Origin of the sequence: Streptomyces sp. CA-249302, assembly GCF_050936785.1 — a bacterium.
Taxonomy (GTDB): Bacteria; Actinomycetota; Actinomycetes; order Streptomycetales; family Streptomycetaceae; genus Streptomyces.
In genome coordinates, this window is sequence record NZ_JBNJMG010000001.1 from 9,453,201 (window position 1) to 9,467,609 (window position 14,409).

Sequence of the window (14,409 nt, forward strand, 5' to 3'; positions counted from 1 at the left end):
TTGGGTTCCGGCGCGCCTTCCCGGTTAACGGACAGTAACCGGGAATTCCGGAAAGGGATCAAGGGAAACGTATTCACAGGGAACCGTCACTTGTCCCTTTGCGTCTTGGTCGCTTACGTTCCACACCAATCCGGACGGACGCCCAATCCTGCCGCCGCCCGGGGACCGCACAACTCACCCGTGAACGGCAGGAGCGGGGGACCCACAGGTACAACCGCCTGTTCCGGTCTCCGGAACGGCTAGGGGTAAAGCCGCGTTTCACCGCGCGGCCGGGCATCTCCAGTCCGCACCCGACAGCTCACCTCGCAGGCGCCGGAGAGGAATTCGCCATGCCCGCGAAGGGTAAGCACCGCCGCCCGAAGTCCCCGCGTCTTTCCCGCTCGATCGCCGTCGCCGGAACCGGTGGCGCCGCTCTCGCCCTCCCGCTCATGGGGGCCACCGGCGCCCATGCGGCCACCACGCAGTCCGCTTCCCAGTCGGTTTCCGAAAAGGCCGTCCAGTCCCTTCCGGTCACCGAGAAGAAGGCCGCCGAGAAGAAGAGCGCCGCCAACAACGCGGGCGTGCGCACCTATTCGGTGCGGACCGGCGACTATCTCGCGAAGATCGCCGACGAGCAGAACGTCACCGGCGGCTGGAAGAAGCTCTACGCGGACAACCGCCAGGCCGTCGGCGACGACCCGTCGCTGATCCACCCCGGCCTGAAGCTCAGCATCGGCAAGCAGGCCACGACGGGCACCACCAAGTCCTCGGCCAAGTCCTCGACCTCGTCCTCCTCTTCGGCCGAGTCGAAGTCGTCCTCCTCCTCGAAGACGACCGCCACCAAGGCCGCCGAGACCACCAGCACCGCCACCGGCTTCACCCTCCCGGTCACCGGCGCCACCATCGGCACCGGCTACCACGTGGCCGGCAGCATGTGGTCCAGCGGCTACCACACCGGCGTCGACTTCGTCGTCCCGACCGGCACCGCCCTCAAGGCCGTCGGCGCGGGCACCGTCGTCTCCGCGGGCTGGGGAGGCGCGTACGGCAACCAGGTCGTCATCAAGCTCGCCGACGGCTACTACGCGCAGTACGGCCACCTCTCCCAGCTCTCCGTCTCGGCCGGCCAGACCGTGACCGAGGGCCAGCAGATCGGCCTCTCCGGCGCGACCGGCAACGTCACCGGCCCGCACCTGCACTTCGAGATCCGCACCACGCCGGACTACGGCTCCGACGTGGACCCGGTCGCCTACCTCCGTTCCAAGGGCGTTGCGGTCGGCTGACCCCCACCGACCTCCCCCACTCTCGGCTTCGCTCGAGCGGGGGACCCGCAGCCCGACACGCCGCCGAAGGCCGGACCCCGATCCCCGGGTCCGGCCTTCGGTGTTGCGGTCGTGTGGCGGCCCGTCAGGCGGTGTCGACAAGGCGGAGCGCTCGGGACACAGTGATCCCCGTCCGATGTGCAAGCGCTTTCCACATGCCGAGGAGCCCGCCCGACGTGACGCCCACCCGCAGAGCCTTCGCCACCCTGGCCGCCGGAGCCGCCCTGTCCGCCCTCACCCCCGCCGGCGCCGCGAGCGCCGCGCCCCGCCGCAGGGGCCGCCTCATCGCCCACGACGACTTCCGGCACGGCCTGACCAAATGGGCCGTCGAGCTGGAGAACGGCGGAACGGTCACCTCCTCGCGCGGGACGCTGGAGGTGGACGTACCCGCCGGCGCGACCGTCTGGTTCAAGCAGCGGCTCGAAGGGCCCTACGTCATCGAGTACACCGCCACGGCCGTCTCCGAGGGCGGGGTCAATGACCGCGTCTCCGACCTCAACAACTTCTGGAACGCCACCGACGTGCGGTCCCCGGACGACATCTTCGCCACGCCGCGGGGCGGGGCGCTGGCCGAGTACGACTACCTGAAGACGTACTACGTCGGCTACGGCGCCAACACGAACACCACCACCCGGCTGCGCCGTTACGTCGGCGAGGCCGGAGTGCGGCCGCTGATCTACGACTACACCGAGCCGCTGCTGGTCGCGAACGAGTCCAACCGGGTGCGGATCGTCTCCGACGGATCGGCGGTGCGCTGGTGGAACAACGGGCGGCTCGTCTTCGACTACGACGACCCGGAGCCGTACACCAGTGGGCACTTCGGTTTCCGGACGACCTGGAGCCATTTCCGGATCAGCGGCTTCGAGGTCCGGCGATCGACCCGTCAACGTCCCTGATCGGAGGGTTATTCCTGGCTTGGTGAACCCTTTAGGAGTGGCTTATCTCACCGCTCGTCAACCCTTTCTTACGGTCGCGTAGGTCACATTCGAAGGTGAATCATGAACCACGTGGCAGACGATTCGAAGAGTGACAGCAGATCAGTGATCGGGTCGTACGTTGCGGTGGGGGACAGCTTCACCGAGGGCGTCGGCGACCCCGGGCCCGACGGGGCGTTCGTCGGCTGGGCCGACCGGTTCGCGGTGCTCCTGGCGGACCGCCGGCCCGAGGGCGACTTCGGCTACAACAACCTCGCCGTGCGCGGCAAGCTGCTCGACCAGATCGTGGCGGACCAGGTCCCGCAGGCTCTCGAGCTGGCGCCGGATCTGGTCTCCTTCTGTGCGGGCGGCAACGACATCATCCGGCCCGGCACCGACCCCGACGAGGTCGCCGAGCGCTTCGAGCGGGCCGTCGTACGGCTTACCGAGGTCGCCGGCACCGTCATGGTGACCACCGGGTTCGACACCCGTGGCGTACCCGTGCTCAAGCACCTGCGCGGCAAGATCGCCACCTACAACGGGCATGTACGGGCCATCGCCGACCGGCATGGCTGCCCCGTGCTCGACCTGTGGTCCCTGAAGACGGTCCAGGACCGCAGGGCCTGGGACGGTGACCGGCTGCACCTCTCTCCCGAGGGGCACACGCGCGTGGCGCTGCGCGCCGGACAGGTCCTCGGCCTGGAGGTCCCGGCCGACCCCGACCAGGCCTGGCCGCCGCTCCCGCCGCGCGGCACCCTCGACGTCCGGCGGGACGACGTGCACTGGGCGCGCGAGTACCTGGTGCCGTGGATCGGGCGTCGGCTGCGCGGCGAGTCCTCGGGCGACCACGTCACGGCGAAGGGCGCGCTGTCGCCGGAGGACATCAGGAGCCGGATCGCCCCCGTGGCCTGACCTCCGGTGGCCTGAGAGCGGACCGAGTGGTGGTGTGGGCCGTGCCTGCCCGGCGCGGCCCACGCGCGCGTGCCGCGGCGCCGGGAGACGGGCTCACCGCTCTGACGCGGTCAACGCCTCGCGCTCCAGACCCAGTTCACGTGCCAGCGCCTCGTCGACCCACTCCTGGGCCCGCGCCCGCGGCACGGCTCCCGCGTACGAGGTCAGCTGTACGGCGAGACCGTCGAGCAGGGCCGTCAGACGCAGGGCCGTGCCATTCGGGTCCGGGCAGCGGAACTCGTCCGCGGCCACGCCCTCCGCGATGACCTCGGCGAGCGCCGCCTTCCACTGCCGGTCGAGGTCCCGGGTGACCTCCCGCAGCGCGGGCTCGCGCAGCGCCGCCGCCCAGCCCTCGATCCACAGCCGCCAGCCCTTGGCCTGCCCGGTCGGCGCGTACCAGCGCACCGCCGAACGCAGCCGCCGTAGCGCCGTCGTACGGCGGCCGAGCAGCTTGCGCAGATGGGCGAGGTCGTCCTCGGCGGCGTAGGTGAACGCGGCGGCGACCAGCTTCTCCTTCGTCGAGAAGTGGTACAGCACCAGCGCGTTGCTCACGCCGAGTGCCGAGGCCACGTCGGCGATCCGCACCGCCGCCACGCCCCGCACCTCGATCTGCTGGATCGCGGCCCGCAGCAACTCCTCACGCCGCTCCGCCACGCTCAACCGCACTCTCGCCACGCCGTCACCCTATTCGGTCACCGCCCGCGGTGCCGGTCGAGGCCCCCACTTGTCCGGTTCCGGACCGGGTGCGGACCTCTTGACACTGCCCTGTGGCCGAGGCCACACTCCCCGCACTACTGACTGCTCGTTCAGTCAGTAGCAGTCGTCAGCAGTCCTCACCAGCCCTCAGCAGACGTCCGCCAGTAGGAGTCCGCCCGTGACCCAAGCACCGACCACATCCGTCCACCGGCAGGAGCCCGACGGCCCCGATCTCTCCGCGGGCTGGGGCGAGCAGCGCACCCTGCTCCGCAAGGACCTGCGCCGGCTGGACGTGCTGTTCTTCCTGATCTGCACGCTCGTCGGCCTCGACACCATCGGCTCGGTCGCGGCCCAGGGCCCACAGGGCCTGACCTGGATGGCGATCCTGGCGCTCGCCTTCTTCCTGCCGTACGGCCTGCTGGTCGCCGAACTCGGCGCCGCCTTCCCGGTCCAGGGCGGCCCGTACGTCTGGACCCGGCTCGCCTTCGGCCGCCTCACCGCCGGCGTCAACCAGCTCCTCTACTGGATCTCCAACCCTGTGTGGGTGGGCGGCAGCCTGTGCATCATCGCGTTGACGACCTGGGAGGAGTTCTTCACCCCGCTGCCGGGCGTCTGGAAGTACGCGGCCGGACTGGTCTTCATCTGGGGCGGCGCGCTGGCGGTCGTCCAGTCGGTCCGCATCGGCAAGTGGGTGCCGATCGCCGGGGCCGTCGCCCGGATCGTGCTGCTCGGCTTCTTCCTCGTCTCGGTCGTCGTCTACGCGATACGCAACGGAGTCCACGCCCTCCCCGCGGGCGGCTTCGCGCCCACCTACGCGGGCTTCGTGGCCCTCGTCCCCGTCCTGATCTTCAACTACGTGGGCTTCGAACTTCCCAGCTCCGCCGCCGAGGAGATGCGCAACCCGCGCCGCGACATCCCCCTCTCCATCCTCCGCTCCGGCCTCGCCGCCCTGCTCCTGTACGGCGGCCCGATCCTCGGCATCCTGTTCGTGCTCCCGGGCGACCGGATCGGCAGCCTCGGCGGCTTCATCGACGCCTGCAAGGCCGTCTTCACGGTGTACGGCGGCTCGATCGCGGCCGACGGCACGGTCACGCTGACCGGCTTCGGCGCGGTGTGCGGCGGCATCGCGGCGGCCGGGCTCATCATCGGCCTGCTGACCTCGGGCGTCACCTGGGCGATGGGCGCCCACCGCGCCCAGGCGGTGGCCTGCGCGGACGGCGCGGGACCGGCCTGGCTGGGCCGTATCTCGGAGAAGCACGGCACGCCGGTGCGCGTGAACCTCCTCTCCGCCGTCCTCGCCTCCGCGCTGTTCGTCATCGCGCTCAACCTCACCGGCGGCGACGGCGAGAAGTACTTCGCGGCGGGCCTCGGCCTGACCATCTGCACGACCTTCATCTCGTACGTCATCACCTTCCCTAGCCTCGCGGTGCTGCGCCGCAGGTATCCGGAGGTGCCGCGCCCGTACGCGGTGCCGGGCGGGCTCCTGGGCGCCCGCCTGGTCAGCGGCCTCGCCACCGCCCTCGTCGCCTTCACCGTCGTCGTCCTGATCTGGCCCGGCTTCGGCGTCGGCTGGTTCGGGACGGCGGGCAGCGCGGCGGACTCGCTGCCCGAGTCGTTCGCGGGGCAGCGAGTCCAGTACACGCTCAGCCAGGTGGTGCCGCTCGTGGCCTTCGTGGGGCTGGGGCTCGTGTTCTATGCGCTCGGGGCGCGGACGCGCCGGGAGAAGGGATAGCGGGCCGGGGTCAGTCCGGGAACTGGTAGTCGAACCGGATGCGGCCGGCCTGGTCCAGGACCAGGAAGTCCCGGCCGCCTCCGGTCACTCGACCCTCCTCCCGCTGGAAGGCCTCCCAGCGGAAGGAGATCACGTCCCGCACCTGCCGGGGCGTCTCCTGGATACGGAAGACGTACGTTCCCGGCGCGACGAACTCCTCGTAGGCACGCGTCACGCGCGCGTGGAGCTCGTCATGGCCGCGGGCCTCCAGGGCGGCGGTCCCGAAACCGAGGGCCACCGCCCGGTCGTGCATCTCCTGGGGCGGCAGCAGGATGTGCTCCCCGTCCTCCGCCCACAGTTCGTGCACGGTCTTGCGGCGGGTCTCCGGGTCGGGGTCGTTCCACAGGGCGATGTAGCGGTCGGCCAGGTCCTGCGCGTCGATGGCGGGCATGGTGCTCCTCGTGTGCGGTGAGCTCTGTATGCCCTCGACTCTCGTGCCGCGGGTCCGCGGTCTCAATTCCCGGCAGGGTATGACGCGTTCGGGTCCCGCAGTACGGCGTGCGCGTCCAGGGCGAGCGCGCCGCCGGGATGCACCAGGAGGGGATTCACCTCCAGTTCGGCGAGCTCCGGATGCTCGGCGGCGGCCCGGGCCACCGCGCACAGGGCGGCGGCCGCCGCGTCCAGATGGACGGGCGGGGCGCCGCGCCAGCCCGTCAGCAGCGGCGCGTGGCGCAGTTCGAGGAGCAGGGCACGCGCGCGTGCGTGTGTCAGCGGGGCCAGGGCGAGGGCCGTGTCGGCGAGCAGCTCGGCGGTGACGCCACCGATGCCGACCAGGGCGACGGGACCGAAGGCGGGGTCGCGGCGGACGCCGACGATCAGTTCATGGGCGTACGGCGGTGTCGCCATGGCCTCCACGGCGTAGCGCTCGGCGCCGGTCGCCACGCGCATACGGCGGAAGGCGGCACGGAGGGCCGCCCCGTCGGCCAGGTGCAGGGCCACTCCGCCGGCCTCGGTCTTGTGGGCGAGGCCCATAGCCTTGAGCGCCAGAGGGTGGCCGACGCGGTGCGCGGCCTCCGCGGCCTGGTCGGCGTCGGTCACGAACTCGGCGGCGGGGAAGGCGAGTCCGTAGGAGGCGAGGAGTTCACGGACGGTCTCGTAGCCGCCGTCGCGGAGGCGGTACGGCGCGGTCGTCGCCGGTGGTGGGGTGTGCGGAGGCGTGGCGGCGAGGCGGGCGGCTCCGGTGAGGGCGGCGAGGCGTGCGGCGCCGGTGAGCGCCGTGGCGGCCTGCTCGATGCGCTCGTAGACCGGGATGCGGCGCTCGCGCAGGACGGCGAGGGCGGGCGTGTCGCGGGCCATGGTGTGCACGACGAGTCTGCGGCCGGAGGCGAGGGCGGTGTCCGCGAGTCGGCCTGCGACCTCGCACTCGCGGGCGGTCTGGGCGGGGTTGGCGGTGGCGTAGTCCCCGAAGTAGCCGGTGAGGACGACGGCGTCCACCTGGCCGCCGGCCAGCAACTCGCCCGCCACGCGCGCGTAGACATCGAGATCGGCCTCACCGGCACCGGCCAGGTCGACCGGGTTGCGACAGCCGGCGCCGGGCGGCAGCAGCGCTGCGAGACGGGACACGGCGTGCGGCGGAAGCGCGGGCACGTCGGCGCCGCGCACGGTGAACGCGTCGGCGGCGAGGGCGCCTTGACCGCCGCTGTCGCCGACTATCGCGATGCGGAGGGGGTGGGGGGAGACGGGCGCCGGGGGCGAGGGCGCGTGGGCGTCTTCGGGAGTGGGGCCTGGGGTGTGTTGGGCGGTTGGGTGCGGGGAGGGCGCCGGGGTGTGTTGGGTGGTCGGGGGTAGGGAGCTCGCCGGGGTGTGTTGGGTGGACGGTTGCAGGGAGGGCGCCGGAGTGTCGTGACTGGTCGGGTGCAGAGGGGGCGCCTGAGCGTCTTGGGTGGTCCGATGCAGGGAGGGCGGTCGAAGGTCCTTGGGCGTCGGAGAGTTGCCGGTCTTCGGCGCCGCCAGCAGGCACACCGCCGTGTCCACCAGTTCCCCGGCCGACTCCAGCAGCAGCGCCCCGCTGTCCCGGCACACCGCGGCCACCGTGGCGTACGGGCTCACCAGGGCGCCCGTGTGGGACGCCGCGGCTCCCGTGGAGGCGGGGCTGCGGCCGACCGTCAGGAGGAGTACCGGCTTGCCGGCGGCGTGCGCCGCGGTGAGGGTGCGGGCCAGGCGGCGGCCGTCGCGGAAGTCCTCGATGTACGCGGCGATCACCCGGGTCGGTGCGTGGGCGACCAGGGCCTCCAGGGCGTCCGCCGCGTCGATGTCGCGCTGGTTCCCGAGGGAGACGAAGCGGGAGAATCCCTGTCCCGCGCGGGCGAGGAGGCGCCCGATCTCCAGGGCCAGGTTGCCGCTCTGGGACACCAGGCCGACCTCGCCCGCGGGGAAGTCGCCCCAGCTGAGCCGGAGTTGGGTGGTCGTGTCGACCAGGCCCATGCAGTTGGGGCCGAGCAGCCGGGCCCCGGCACCGGTCACCAGAGCCGTGAGCGCCCGCTCCTCGGCCGGGTCACTGCCCGCGGTGATGACGGTGACGCAGCGCGCGCCCGCCGCGAGGCCCTCGGCCACCACGGGACGTACCTGAGCGGGCGGCACGGCGACGACGACGTGCTCGCAGGACAGGCCGTCGAGGCCGGTACGGAAGGGAACCCCGTCGAGGCCGCCACCCCGCCGGTTGACCAGGTGCACGGCCCGCCGGTCACGTCCGGCGAGGGCACCCTTGGCGAGCCAGTACCCCCACTTCTCGGGGTTGTCGGAGGCACCGACGACGGCCACGGAGCGGGGGTCGAACAAGGCATCGGGCAGGGGGAGCGTATTGGCTGCTGCTTCCCGGGTGTTCGGCTGCCCTGCGCGTGGTTCCCCGACCGGCGTCTTCCAGGCGCTGGATTCCCCCGCCGCCGGCTCCCAGGCCCCCGATTTCCCGGCGGCCGTTTCCCCGGCCCCGTGATCCCCAGCCTGCGTTTCCCGAACGCCCAAGTCCCCCGCCCCCAAGTCCCCCGCCCCCGTTTCCCCCGCCCCCGTTTCCCCCGTCTCCCTCACCGGTACCACCCGAACCGCTCCGCGATCACCGACAGTCGGTCCGCGACGATCGCGTGTGCGGCCGCCCTCGGGGTCGTTCCGTCGGCCTCCGCCCGGGCCAGCATCTGTTCGATCAGGGCCCGCATCGAGCGGCGCGTGTGGGCGAAGGCCTCGTCCGCGTCCGGGCCGATGTCGCCGAAGAGGGTCCACCACCACCACGCGTTCGTCCCGGAGTTGACGACCACGTCGGGCAGCACGGTGACGCCCCGCGCTGCCAGCAGCTCCTCCGCCTCCGGCAGCACCGGCATGTTGGCCGCCTCGACGATCCAACGCGCCCTGATCCGCCCCTGGTTGGCGGCGTCGATCGCGTACGAGACGGCGGCCGGCACCAGCACCTCCGCCTCGGCCGACAGCCAGGCGTCACCGGGCAGTTCACGGTCCCCGGGACGCAGCGCGGCACGGTCCACGGTGCCGTACGCGTCGCGCGCGGCGAGCAGCGCCTCGACGTCCAGGCCGGCCGGGTTGGCGATCGTGCCCTTGACGTCGGCGACGGCGACCACCGTGAGACCCGCGTGCGTGAGGAAGCGCGCCGTCGCCCCGCCCATGGTGCCCAGCCCCTGCACCGCGACCCGCGTGCCCTCGTACGGCACACCGGCCCGGTCCAGGGCCGCCAGCGCCGACTCGGCCACCCCGCAGCCGCCGGCCAGCTCGTCGAGCCCGATGCCGTCCACCTCGACGGCGAACGCGTCCGCGAGCCGCCGCCGGGCCGTCGCCTCGTCGTCGAGCAGCGGATACACGGCCTGGATCGACGACACGAGCCCCGCCTCCGCCGCCGCCCGGTCCACCAGGTCCTGGGTGAGCCCGAGGTCCTCGCCGGTGGTCCAGAAACTCTCGATGTACGGCTTCATGGCACGCAGATAACGCACCAGGAGCCCGTACGCCCCCGGGTCCTGGGGATCGCAGTCGATGCCGCCCTTGGCGCCGCCCAGCGGGATGTAGCGGCCCTCCGGGTTGTAGTGCAGCGCCTCCTTCATGGTCATCCCGCGGGCGAGCCCGGCGACCTCGTCGAGCGTGCAGCCCTCGCGCATCCGCAGGCCGCCACTGGAGACCCCGCGCACCAGCCGGTCGACGACCAGGAAGCCCTGGCGGCCGGTCAGGTGGTCGGTCCAGGTGAGCGACATCAGGGGGGCGGTCATGCGGTCTCCTCGGGGATGACGATCAGGGTGGGGCCGGGCCGGTCGAGGGCCTCGGCGAGGGCGTGGCGGAGCTCCGCCGGGCTGCACGCGCGCGTGCCGTGTCCGCCGTAGGCACGGGCCAGGGCCGGCAGATCGACGGCCGGCAGGTCGACCGCGGTCGGCGTGTCGCCGCGCGCCCTCATCTCGTCGCGGATCTCGCCGTAACCGCCGTTGTCGAACACCACTATGGGCAACGGGAGTCGCAGCTGCACCGCGGTCGCCAGTTCCTGCACCGTGAACTGGAGGCCGCCGTCGCCGCTGAGCGCCACCACCTGCCGGTCGGGCCGCGCCGTCCTGGCGCCGATCGCGGCGGGCAGGGCGTAGCCGAGGGTGCCGAAGCCGGTGGGGTGGAGGTAGCGGCCCGTGGAGCCGATCGGGAGGTGGGGGAGCGCGCCGTAGTAGCAGCACTGGGCGCTGTCGGAGGTGACCACCGCGTCCCCGGCGAGCACGGAACGCATCGCCTTCAGGTACGGGATCCAGCGGGCGTCGCGCGCGGCGGTCTCGGCGTCGCGGGCGGCCCGGAGGGTGGTGATGTCGTCCGGCACGCGCGCGTGGGGCGGCAGTTCGGGCAGCAGCGCCTCCAGGACGGCCCGTGCGTCCCCGACGAGGGCTACGTCCGCCGGTGTGCCCGCGTACATCTGGTCCGGGTCGACGTCGATCCTGACCAGCGTGCCGTCGAGCGGGGGCGGGACGGTCCAGAAATCGGACTCGGCCAGTTCGGTGCCGACTGCGAGGACGACGTCCCGGGTGGCGAGCCACTTCTGCACCGCCGGGCTGTGCAGCGAGACCCCGAGCGACAGCGGATGCGTCTCGGGGACGACTCCCTTGCCGTTCGCCGTGGTGACGACGGGGGCGCCCAGTCTCTCGGCGAGGGCCAGGCAGGCGGGCCCGGCGGTGCGCGCGCCGCCCCCGAGCACCAGCGCCGGTCGACAAGCCCCGGAGAGGGCCGTGGCGGCCTCCCGTACCGACGGGACCGGTGGCGGGACCGGCGGCGCCAGGCGGACGGGCCCCAGCGGCTCCGCGGCCTCCAGGAGATCCAGCGGGACCTCGATGTGCGCGGGCCGCGGCCGACCCGTACGGAACAGGGTGAACGCTCGTGCCACCGCCGCGTCGATCTCGGCGACCGAGGAGACCCGGTGGCTGAACGCGGCCACGCCCCGCAGCGCCTCCGTCTGGCTGCGCATCTCGTGCAACAGTCCCGTCGACAGGCGCGGATGGCGCAGCGGCATGCCCGGGGAGACCACGAGGAGGGGGACGCTGTCCGAGTAGGCCTGCCCGACGGCGGCCGCCGCGTTGAGCAGGGCGGGGCCGGTCGTGGTGAGGACGACGCCGGGGCGGCCCGTCACGCGCGCGTACCCGTCGGCGGCGTAACCCGCGCCCTGTTCGTGACGGGGCGTCACATGCCGTATCCCGTAGGCCGCGAGGTGCCGGTAGACCTCCAGGTTGTGCGTGCCCGGGATGCCGAAGACCTGGGTCACACCATGGCCGCACAGAGCGCGAACCAGGGCCTCGCCGCCGGTGAGGAGACCGCCTCTCGCGAGGCTCTTGAAGGGACCCGTACTCACCATCACAGGCTCCGCGAGATCACGAGCCGCATGATGTCCGAGGTGCCTTCCTCGATCTCCTCCAGCTTGGCGTCCCGCATCCACTGCTCCACCGGGAACTCACGCGAGTAGCCCCAGCCGCCCAGCGTCTGCACGGCCGCCCAGGTGCAGTACGCGGCGGTCTCGGACGCCGTCAGCTTCGCCATGGCCGCCTCGGCGGTCGCGTCCAGACCGGCGTCCAGGCGCCGCGCGGCCCGCCAGGTCATCAGCCGGGACTGCTCCACGCGCGTGCGCATGTCGGCGAGGCGGAAGGCGACCGCCTGGTGCTCGACGATCGGCCTGCCGAACTGCTGCCGTTCGCGTGCGTAGTCGCGCGCGTACTCGTACGCCGCCCGCGCCACGCCCGTCGCGGCCGCGCCCAACACCGCGCGGGAGATGTCGAAGGTCCGCATCAACCCGTGGAAGCCCTGTCCCTCCGCGCCGAGCCGGTCCTCCTCGGGGACGAAGGCGTCCTGGAAGAAGATCTCCCGGCAGACGATCGCGCGCTGGCCCATCTTCTTCATCGGCTCACCGAAGGAGACGCCCGCGGTGTCCTTGCGCAGAAGGAACGCGCTCACCCCGCGCGAGCGCTGCGCCGGGTCGGTCTTGGCGAAGACGACGTACTGCTCGGCCTCGCCCGCGTTGGAGATCCAGACCTTCTGCCCATTGAGCCGGTAGCCCCCCTCGACGCGGTGCGCCGTCGTGACGATCGACGCGGCGTCGGAGCCCGCGCCCGGCTCGGTGGTCGCCAGGGCTGTCATCGGCGTGTCCGGGCCGGTCAGCGGGGTCAGCCACTCCCGCTTCTGCTCCGCCGTGCCCAGCTCCAGCACCGGGTCGGCGAAGAAGCCGTTCGAGCACAGCAGGTTCCCGATGCCGAGGTCCCCGACGCACAGCTCCTCCTGCACCAGGCACTGCGTGAACACGTCGGTGAAGCCGCCCCCGCCGTACTCCGCCGGCAGCATGAAGCCGGTGATGCCCACCTTGGCGGCCCTGCGCCACAGGTCCCACGGCGTCTCGACGTCCGCCTCGTCGACGGCACGCGCGCGTGGCCGTATCTCCTCGCGCGCGAACGCACGCGTGAGATCGATGATGTCGCGCTGCTCCTGGCTGAGCGGGACCAGCTCGGTGGGGAGGTCGGACATGGTGCCTCCAACAGGCCGCGGGGGATGATCACCGGCAGACGATTACTGAATCGTCAGTCAGTATCGAAAGCGGTCCGGCCCGCTGTCAACGTGCTGAACGGATCATCAGTACCCACCGACGCGCGAGCGCGTTTCTTTGGGTTTTCTTTGGAAAGCGTCCGGCAGGACTCGGACGACCGCGGTGTTGTCAGAGGAGCGGACCATAATGGAACGCCTCGACGACTCCACCTGGAGGTACCGTGTCCGGTTTCCGTTCCCTGAGCTCCGGGCTCCGCGCGCTGCAGCCCGCGGCCTTCGGCGCGGACCCGAGCGGTGAGCGCCTCGCCCGTATCCGCAGATCACCGCACTTCAAGGACGGGGTCTTCCAGAACCCCGGCGGCACCGCCCGGACCCGGCCCGCCGGTTCGATGCTGGACTTCGCGAAGGTCTTCTTCGACAAGGACGAGCGGCCGCGGCGTGCGCCCAAGGGCAACATCCCCGTGCACGCCACCACGCTCGCCGACATCGCGAAGCCGCCCGTCACCGGGCTGCGGCTGACCTGGATGGGGCACTCCAGCGTGCTCGCGGAGATCGACGGACAGCGGGTGCTCTTCGACCCGGTGTGGGGCGAGCGCTGCTCCCCGTTCTCCTTCGTCGGGCCCAAGCGGCTGCACCCGGTGCCGGTGCCGCTCGCCGCGCTCGGACCGGTCGACGTAGTGGTCATCTCGCACGACCACTACGACCACCTGGACCTGCCGACGATCAAGGCGCTGGCCGGCACGGACACCCTGTTCGCCGTGCCGCTCGGAGTGGGCGAGCACCTCGAACTCTGGGGTGTCTCCGCCGACCGGATCCGCGAGCTGGACTGGCACGAGGCGACCAAGGTCGGCGGTCTGACCCTGACCGCCACCCCGGCCCGCCACTTCTGCGGCCGCGGGCTGCGCAACACCCAGCACACGCTCTGGGCCTCCTGGTCCGTCGCCGGCGACGAGCACCGGATCTTCCACAGCGGCGACACCGGGTACTTCGAGGGCTTCCAGGACATCGGCGCCGAGCACGGGCCGTTCGACGCCACGATGATCCAGATCGGCGCGTACTCCGACTTCTGGCCGGACATCCACATGACGCCCGAGGAGGGCATGCGCGCCCACCTCGACCTCCAGGGCGGGCAGCCCCACGGCGTGATGATGCCGATCCACTGGGCGACCTTCAACCTGGCGACCCACCCCTGGGCAGAGCCCGGCGAGGGCACGGTCGCCGCAGCCCACGCGACCGGCTCCCGCTTCGCCGTACCCCGCCCGGGAGAACCCTTCGAGCCGACGGCGGAGACACTGCCGACGGACCCGTGGTGGCGGGCGGCGGCCCAGGCGCCCCAGGGTGGCTGGCCGACGCACGACGCCCCGCCGAAGGCGACGACGGCTGCGGTGGCTGAGGCCGGTGAGGTGCCGGGGAAGACAGCGGAGGGGACGGGGGAGCCGGAGACGGTTCCCGCGGGCTGAGGTCTGAGAGTGGATGTGCTGAGGCGTGTGACGGATGTTTTTGCCGTCACGCCGGAGGCTGAGCGGAAGCGGGCACTTCGAGCCATCTACGGGGCATCACGTCGACAGACACAGGAGGAGGCATCGGAGTACCGGCCACTGCCCTCCATGGTGCGTACTGGCGTGAGCGTGCGAGTGAAGGTGAACGGCTTGTAGCGCCTAGGGCCCTCATGAGGCACACCCGGCGGTCCCTCGCCCTGCCGGCTCTCTGAGCGGCAGGGCGGAGGCCTCCCGGCCGGCCGGTGGCTCCGGGGACGGGGGTGGCTGAGGTACGAGCCTGGGGCCCGCGAACGGGGTAT

Annotated in this window: 11 protein-coding genes and 1 riboswitch; of the genes, 5 read left to right on the forward strand and 6 right to left on the reverse strand. The window is 72.2% G+C overall.

What is annotated here, in order from left to right; genetic code table 11:
* The first annotated feature begins 165 nt into the window (after positions 1 to 165).
* Positions 166 to 325, forward strand: a riboswitch (cyclic di-AMP (ydaO/yuaA leader).
* A 4-nt stretch (positions 326 to 329) separates the two neighbouring features.
* The 3 genes from ACQEWB_RS42520 to ACQEWB_RS42530 all read left to right on the forward strand — a co-directional run bounded on the left by ACQEWB_RS42520 (position 330) and on the right by ACQEWB_RS42530 (position 3,124).
* Positions 330 to 1,259 (forward strand): M23 family metallopeptidase, encoded by a 930-nt coding sequence (locus ACQEWB_RS42520; protein ID WP_432840978.1) that lies wholly within the window; start codon positions 330 to 332, stop codon positions 1,257 to 1,259.
* 215 nt (positions 1,260 to 1,474) lie between these two features.
* Entirely contained in the window at positions 1,475 to 2,194 is a 720-nt protein-coding gene (locus ACQEWB_RS42525) for a DUF6250 domain-containing protein (protein WP_432840980.1), read from the forward strand.
* A gap of 144 nt (positions 2,195 to 2,338) precedes the next feature.
* On the forward strand, positions 2,339 to 3,124 hold the full coding sequence (locus tag ACQEWB_RS42530; protein ID WP_432844309.1) for an SGNH/GDSL hydrolase family protein: 786 nt from the start codon (positions 2,339 to 2,341) through the stop codon (positions 3,122 to 3,124).
* 93 nt (positions 3,125 to 3,217) lie between these two features.
* On the opposite strand, the gene ACQEWB_RS42535 is transcribed toward ACQEWB_RS42530, so the two are convergent.
* A complete protein-coding gene (locus ACQEWB_RS42535; protein WP_432840982.1) occupies positions 3,218 to 3,838 on the reverse strand; it encodes a TetR/AcrR family transcriptional regulator in 621 nt (206 codons plus the stop codon).
* 199 nt (positions 3,839 to 4,037) lie between these two features.
* Between ACQEWB_RS42535 and ACQEWB_RS42540 the strand changes: the two genes are divergently transcribed.
* The gene (locus tag ACQEWB_RS42540; RefSeq protein ID WP_432840984.1) at positions 4,038 to 5,591 is read left to right on the forward strand and encodes an APC family permease; all 1,554 of its coding nucleotides are present in this window, start codon (positions 4,038 to 4,040) and stop codon (positions 5,589 to 5,591) included.
* 10 nt (positions 5,592 to 5,601) lie between these two features.
* Here the strand turns inward: ACQEWB_RS42540 and ACQEWB_RS42545 are convergent, their stop codons facing one another.
* The 5 genes from ACQEWB_RS42545 to ACQEWB_RS42565 all read right to left on the reverse strand — a co-directional run bounded on the left by ACQEWB_RS42545 (position 5,602) and on the right by ACQEWB_RS42565 (position 12,593).
* Positions 5,602 to 6,021: a hypothetical protein gene (locus ACQEWB_RS42545; protein ID WP_432840986.1), complete on the reverse strand. Its 420-nt coding sequence runs from the start codon at positions 6,019 to 6,021 to the stop codon at positions 5,602 to 5,604.
* A 62-nt stretch (positions 6,022 to 6,083) separates the two neighbouring features.
* The gene (locus tag ACQEWB_RS42550; RefSeq protein WP_432840988.1) at positions 6,084 to 8,390 is read right to left on the reverse strand and encodes an acetate--CoA ligase family protein; all 2,307 of its coding nucleotides are present in this window, start codon (positions 8,388 to 8,390) and stop codon (positions 6,084 to 6,086) included.
* A gap of 260 nt (positions 8,391 to 8,650) precedes the next feature.
* Positions 8,651 to 9,829, reverse strand: coding sequence for a Glu/Leu/Phe/Val dehydrogenase dimerization domain-containing protein (locus ACQEWB_RS42555; protein ID WP_432840990.1), 1,179 nt, complete (start codon positions 9,827 to 9,829; stop codon positions 8,651 to 8,653).
* Positions 9,826 to 11,436, reverse strand: coding sequence for a 5-guanidino-2-oxopentanoate decarboxylase (locus tag ACQEWB_RS42560; protein ID WP_432840992.1), 1,611 nt, complete (start codon positions 11,434 to 11,436; stop codon positions 9,826 to 9,828). Before ACQEWB_RS42560 ends, ACQEWB_RS42555 begins: the two co-directional genes overlap by 4 nt.
* Positions 11,436 to 12,593, reverse strand: a complete 1,158-nt coding sequence (locus ACQEWB_RS42565) for an acyl-CoA dehydrogenase family protein (RefSeq protein WP_432840994.1) — start codon at positions 12,591 to 12,593, stop codon at positions 11,436 to 11,438. Before ACQEWB_RS42565 ends, ACQEWB_RS42560 begins: the two co-directional genes overlap by 1 nt.
* Before the next feature lie 239 nt (positions 12,594 to 12,832).
* Here ACQEWB_RS42565 and ACQEWB_RS42570 point away from each other — a divergent pair, with 239 nt between their 5' ends.
* Complete coding sequence (locus ACQEWB_RS42570) at positions 12,833 to 14,071, forward strand: MBL fold metallo-hydrolase (RefSeq protein WP_432840996.1); 1,239 nt, start codon at positions 12,833 to 12,835, stop codon at positions 14,069 to 14,071.
* Positions 14,072 to 14,409 lie beyond the last annotated feature (338 nt).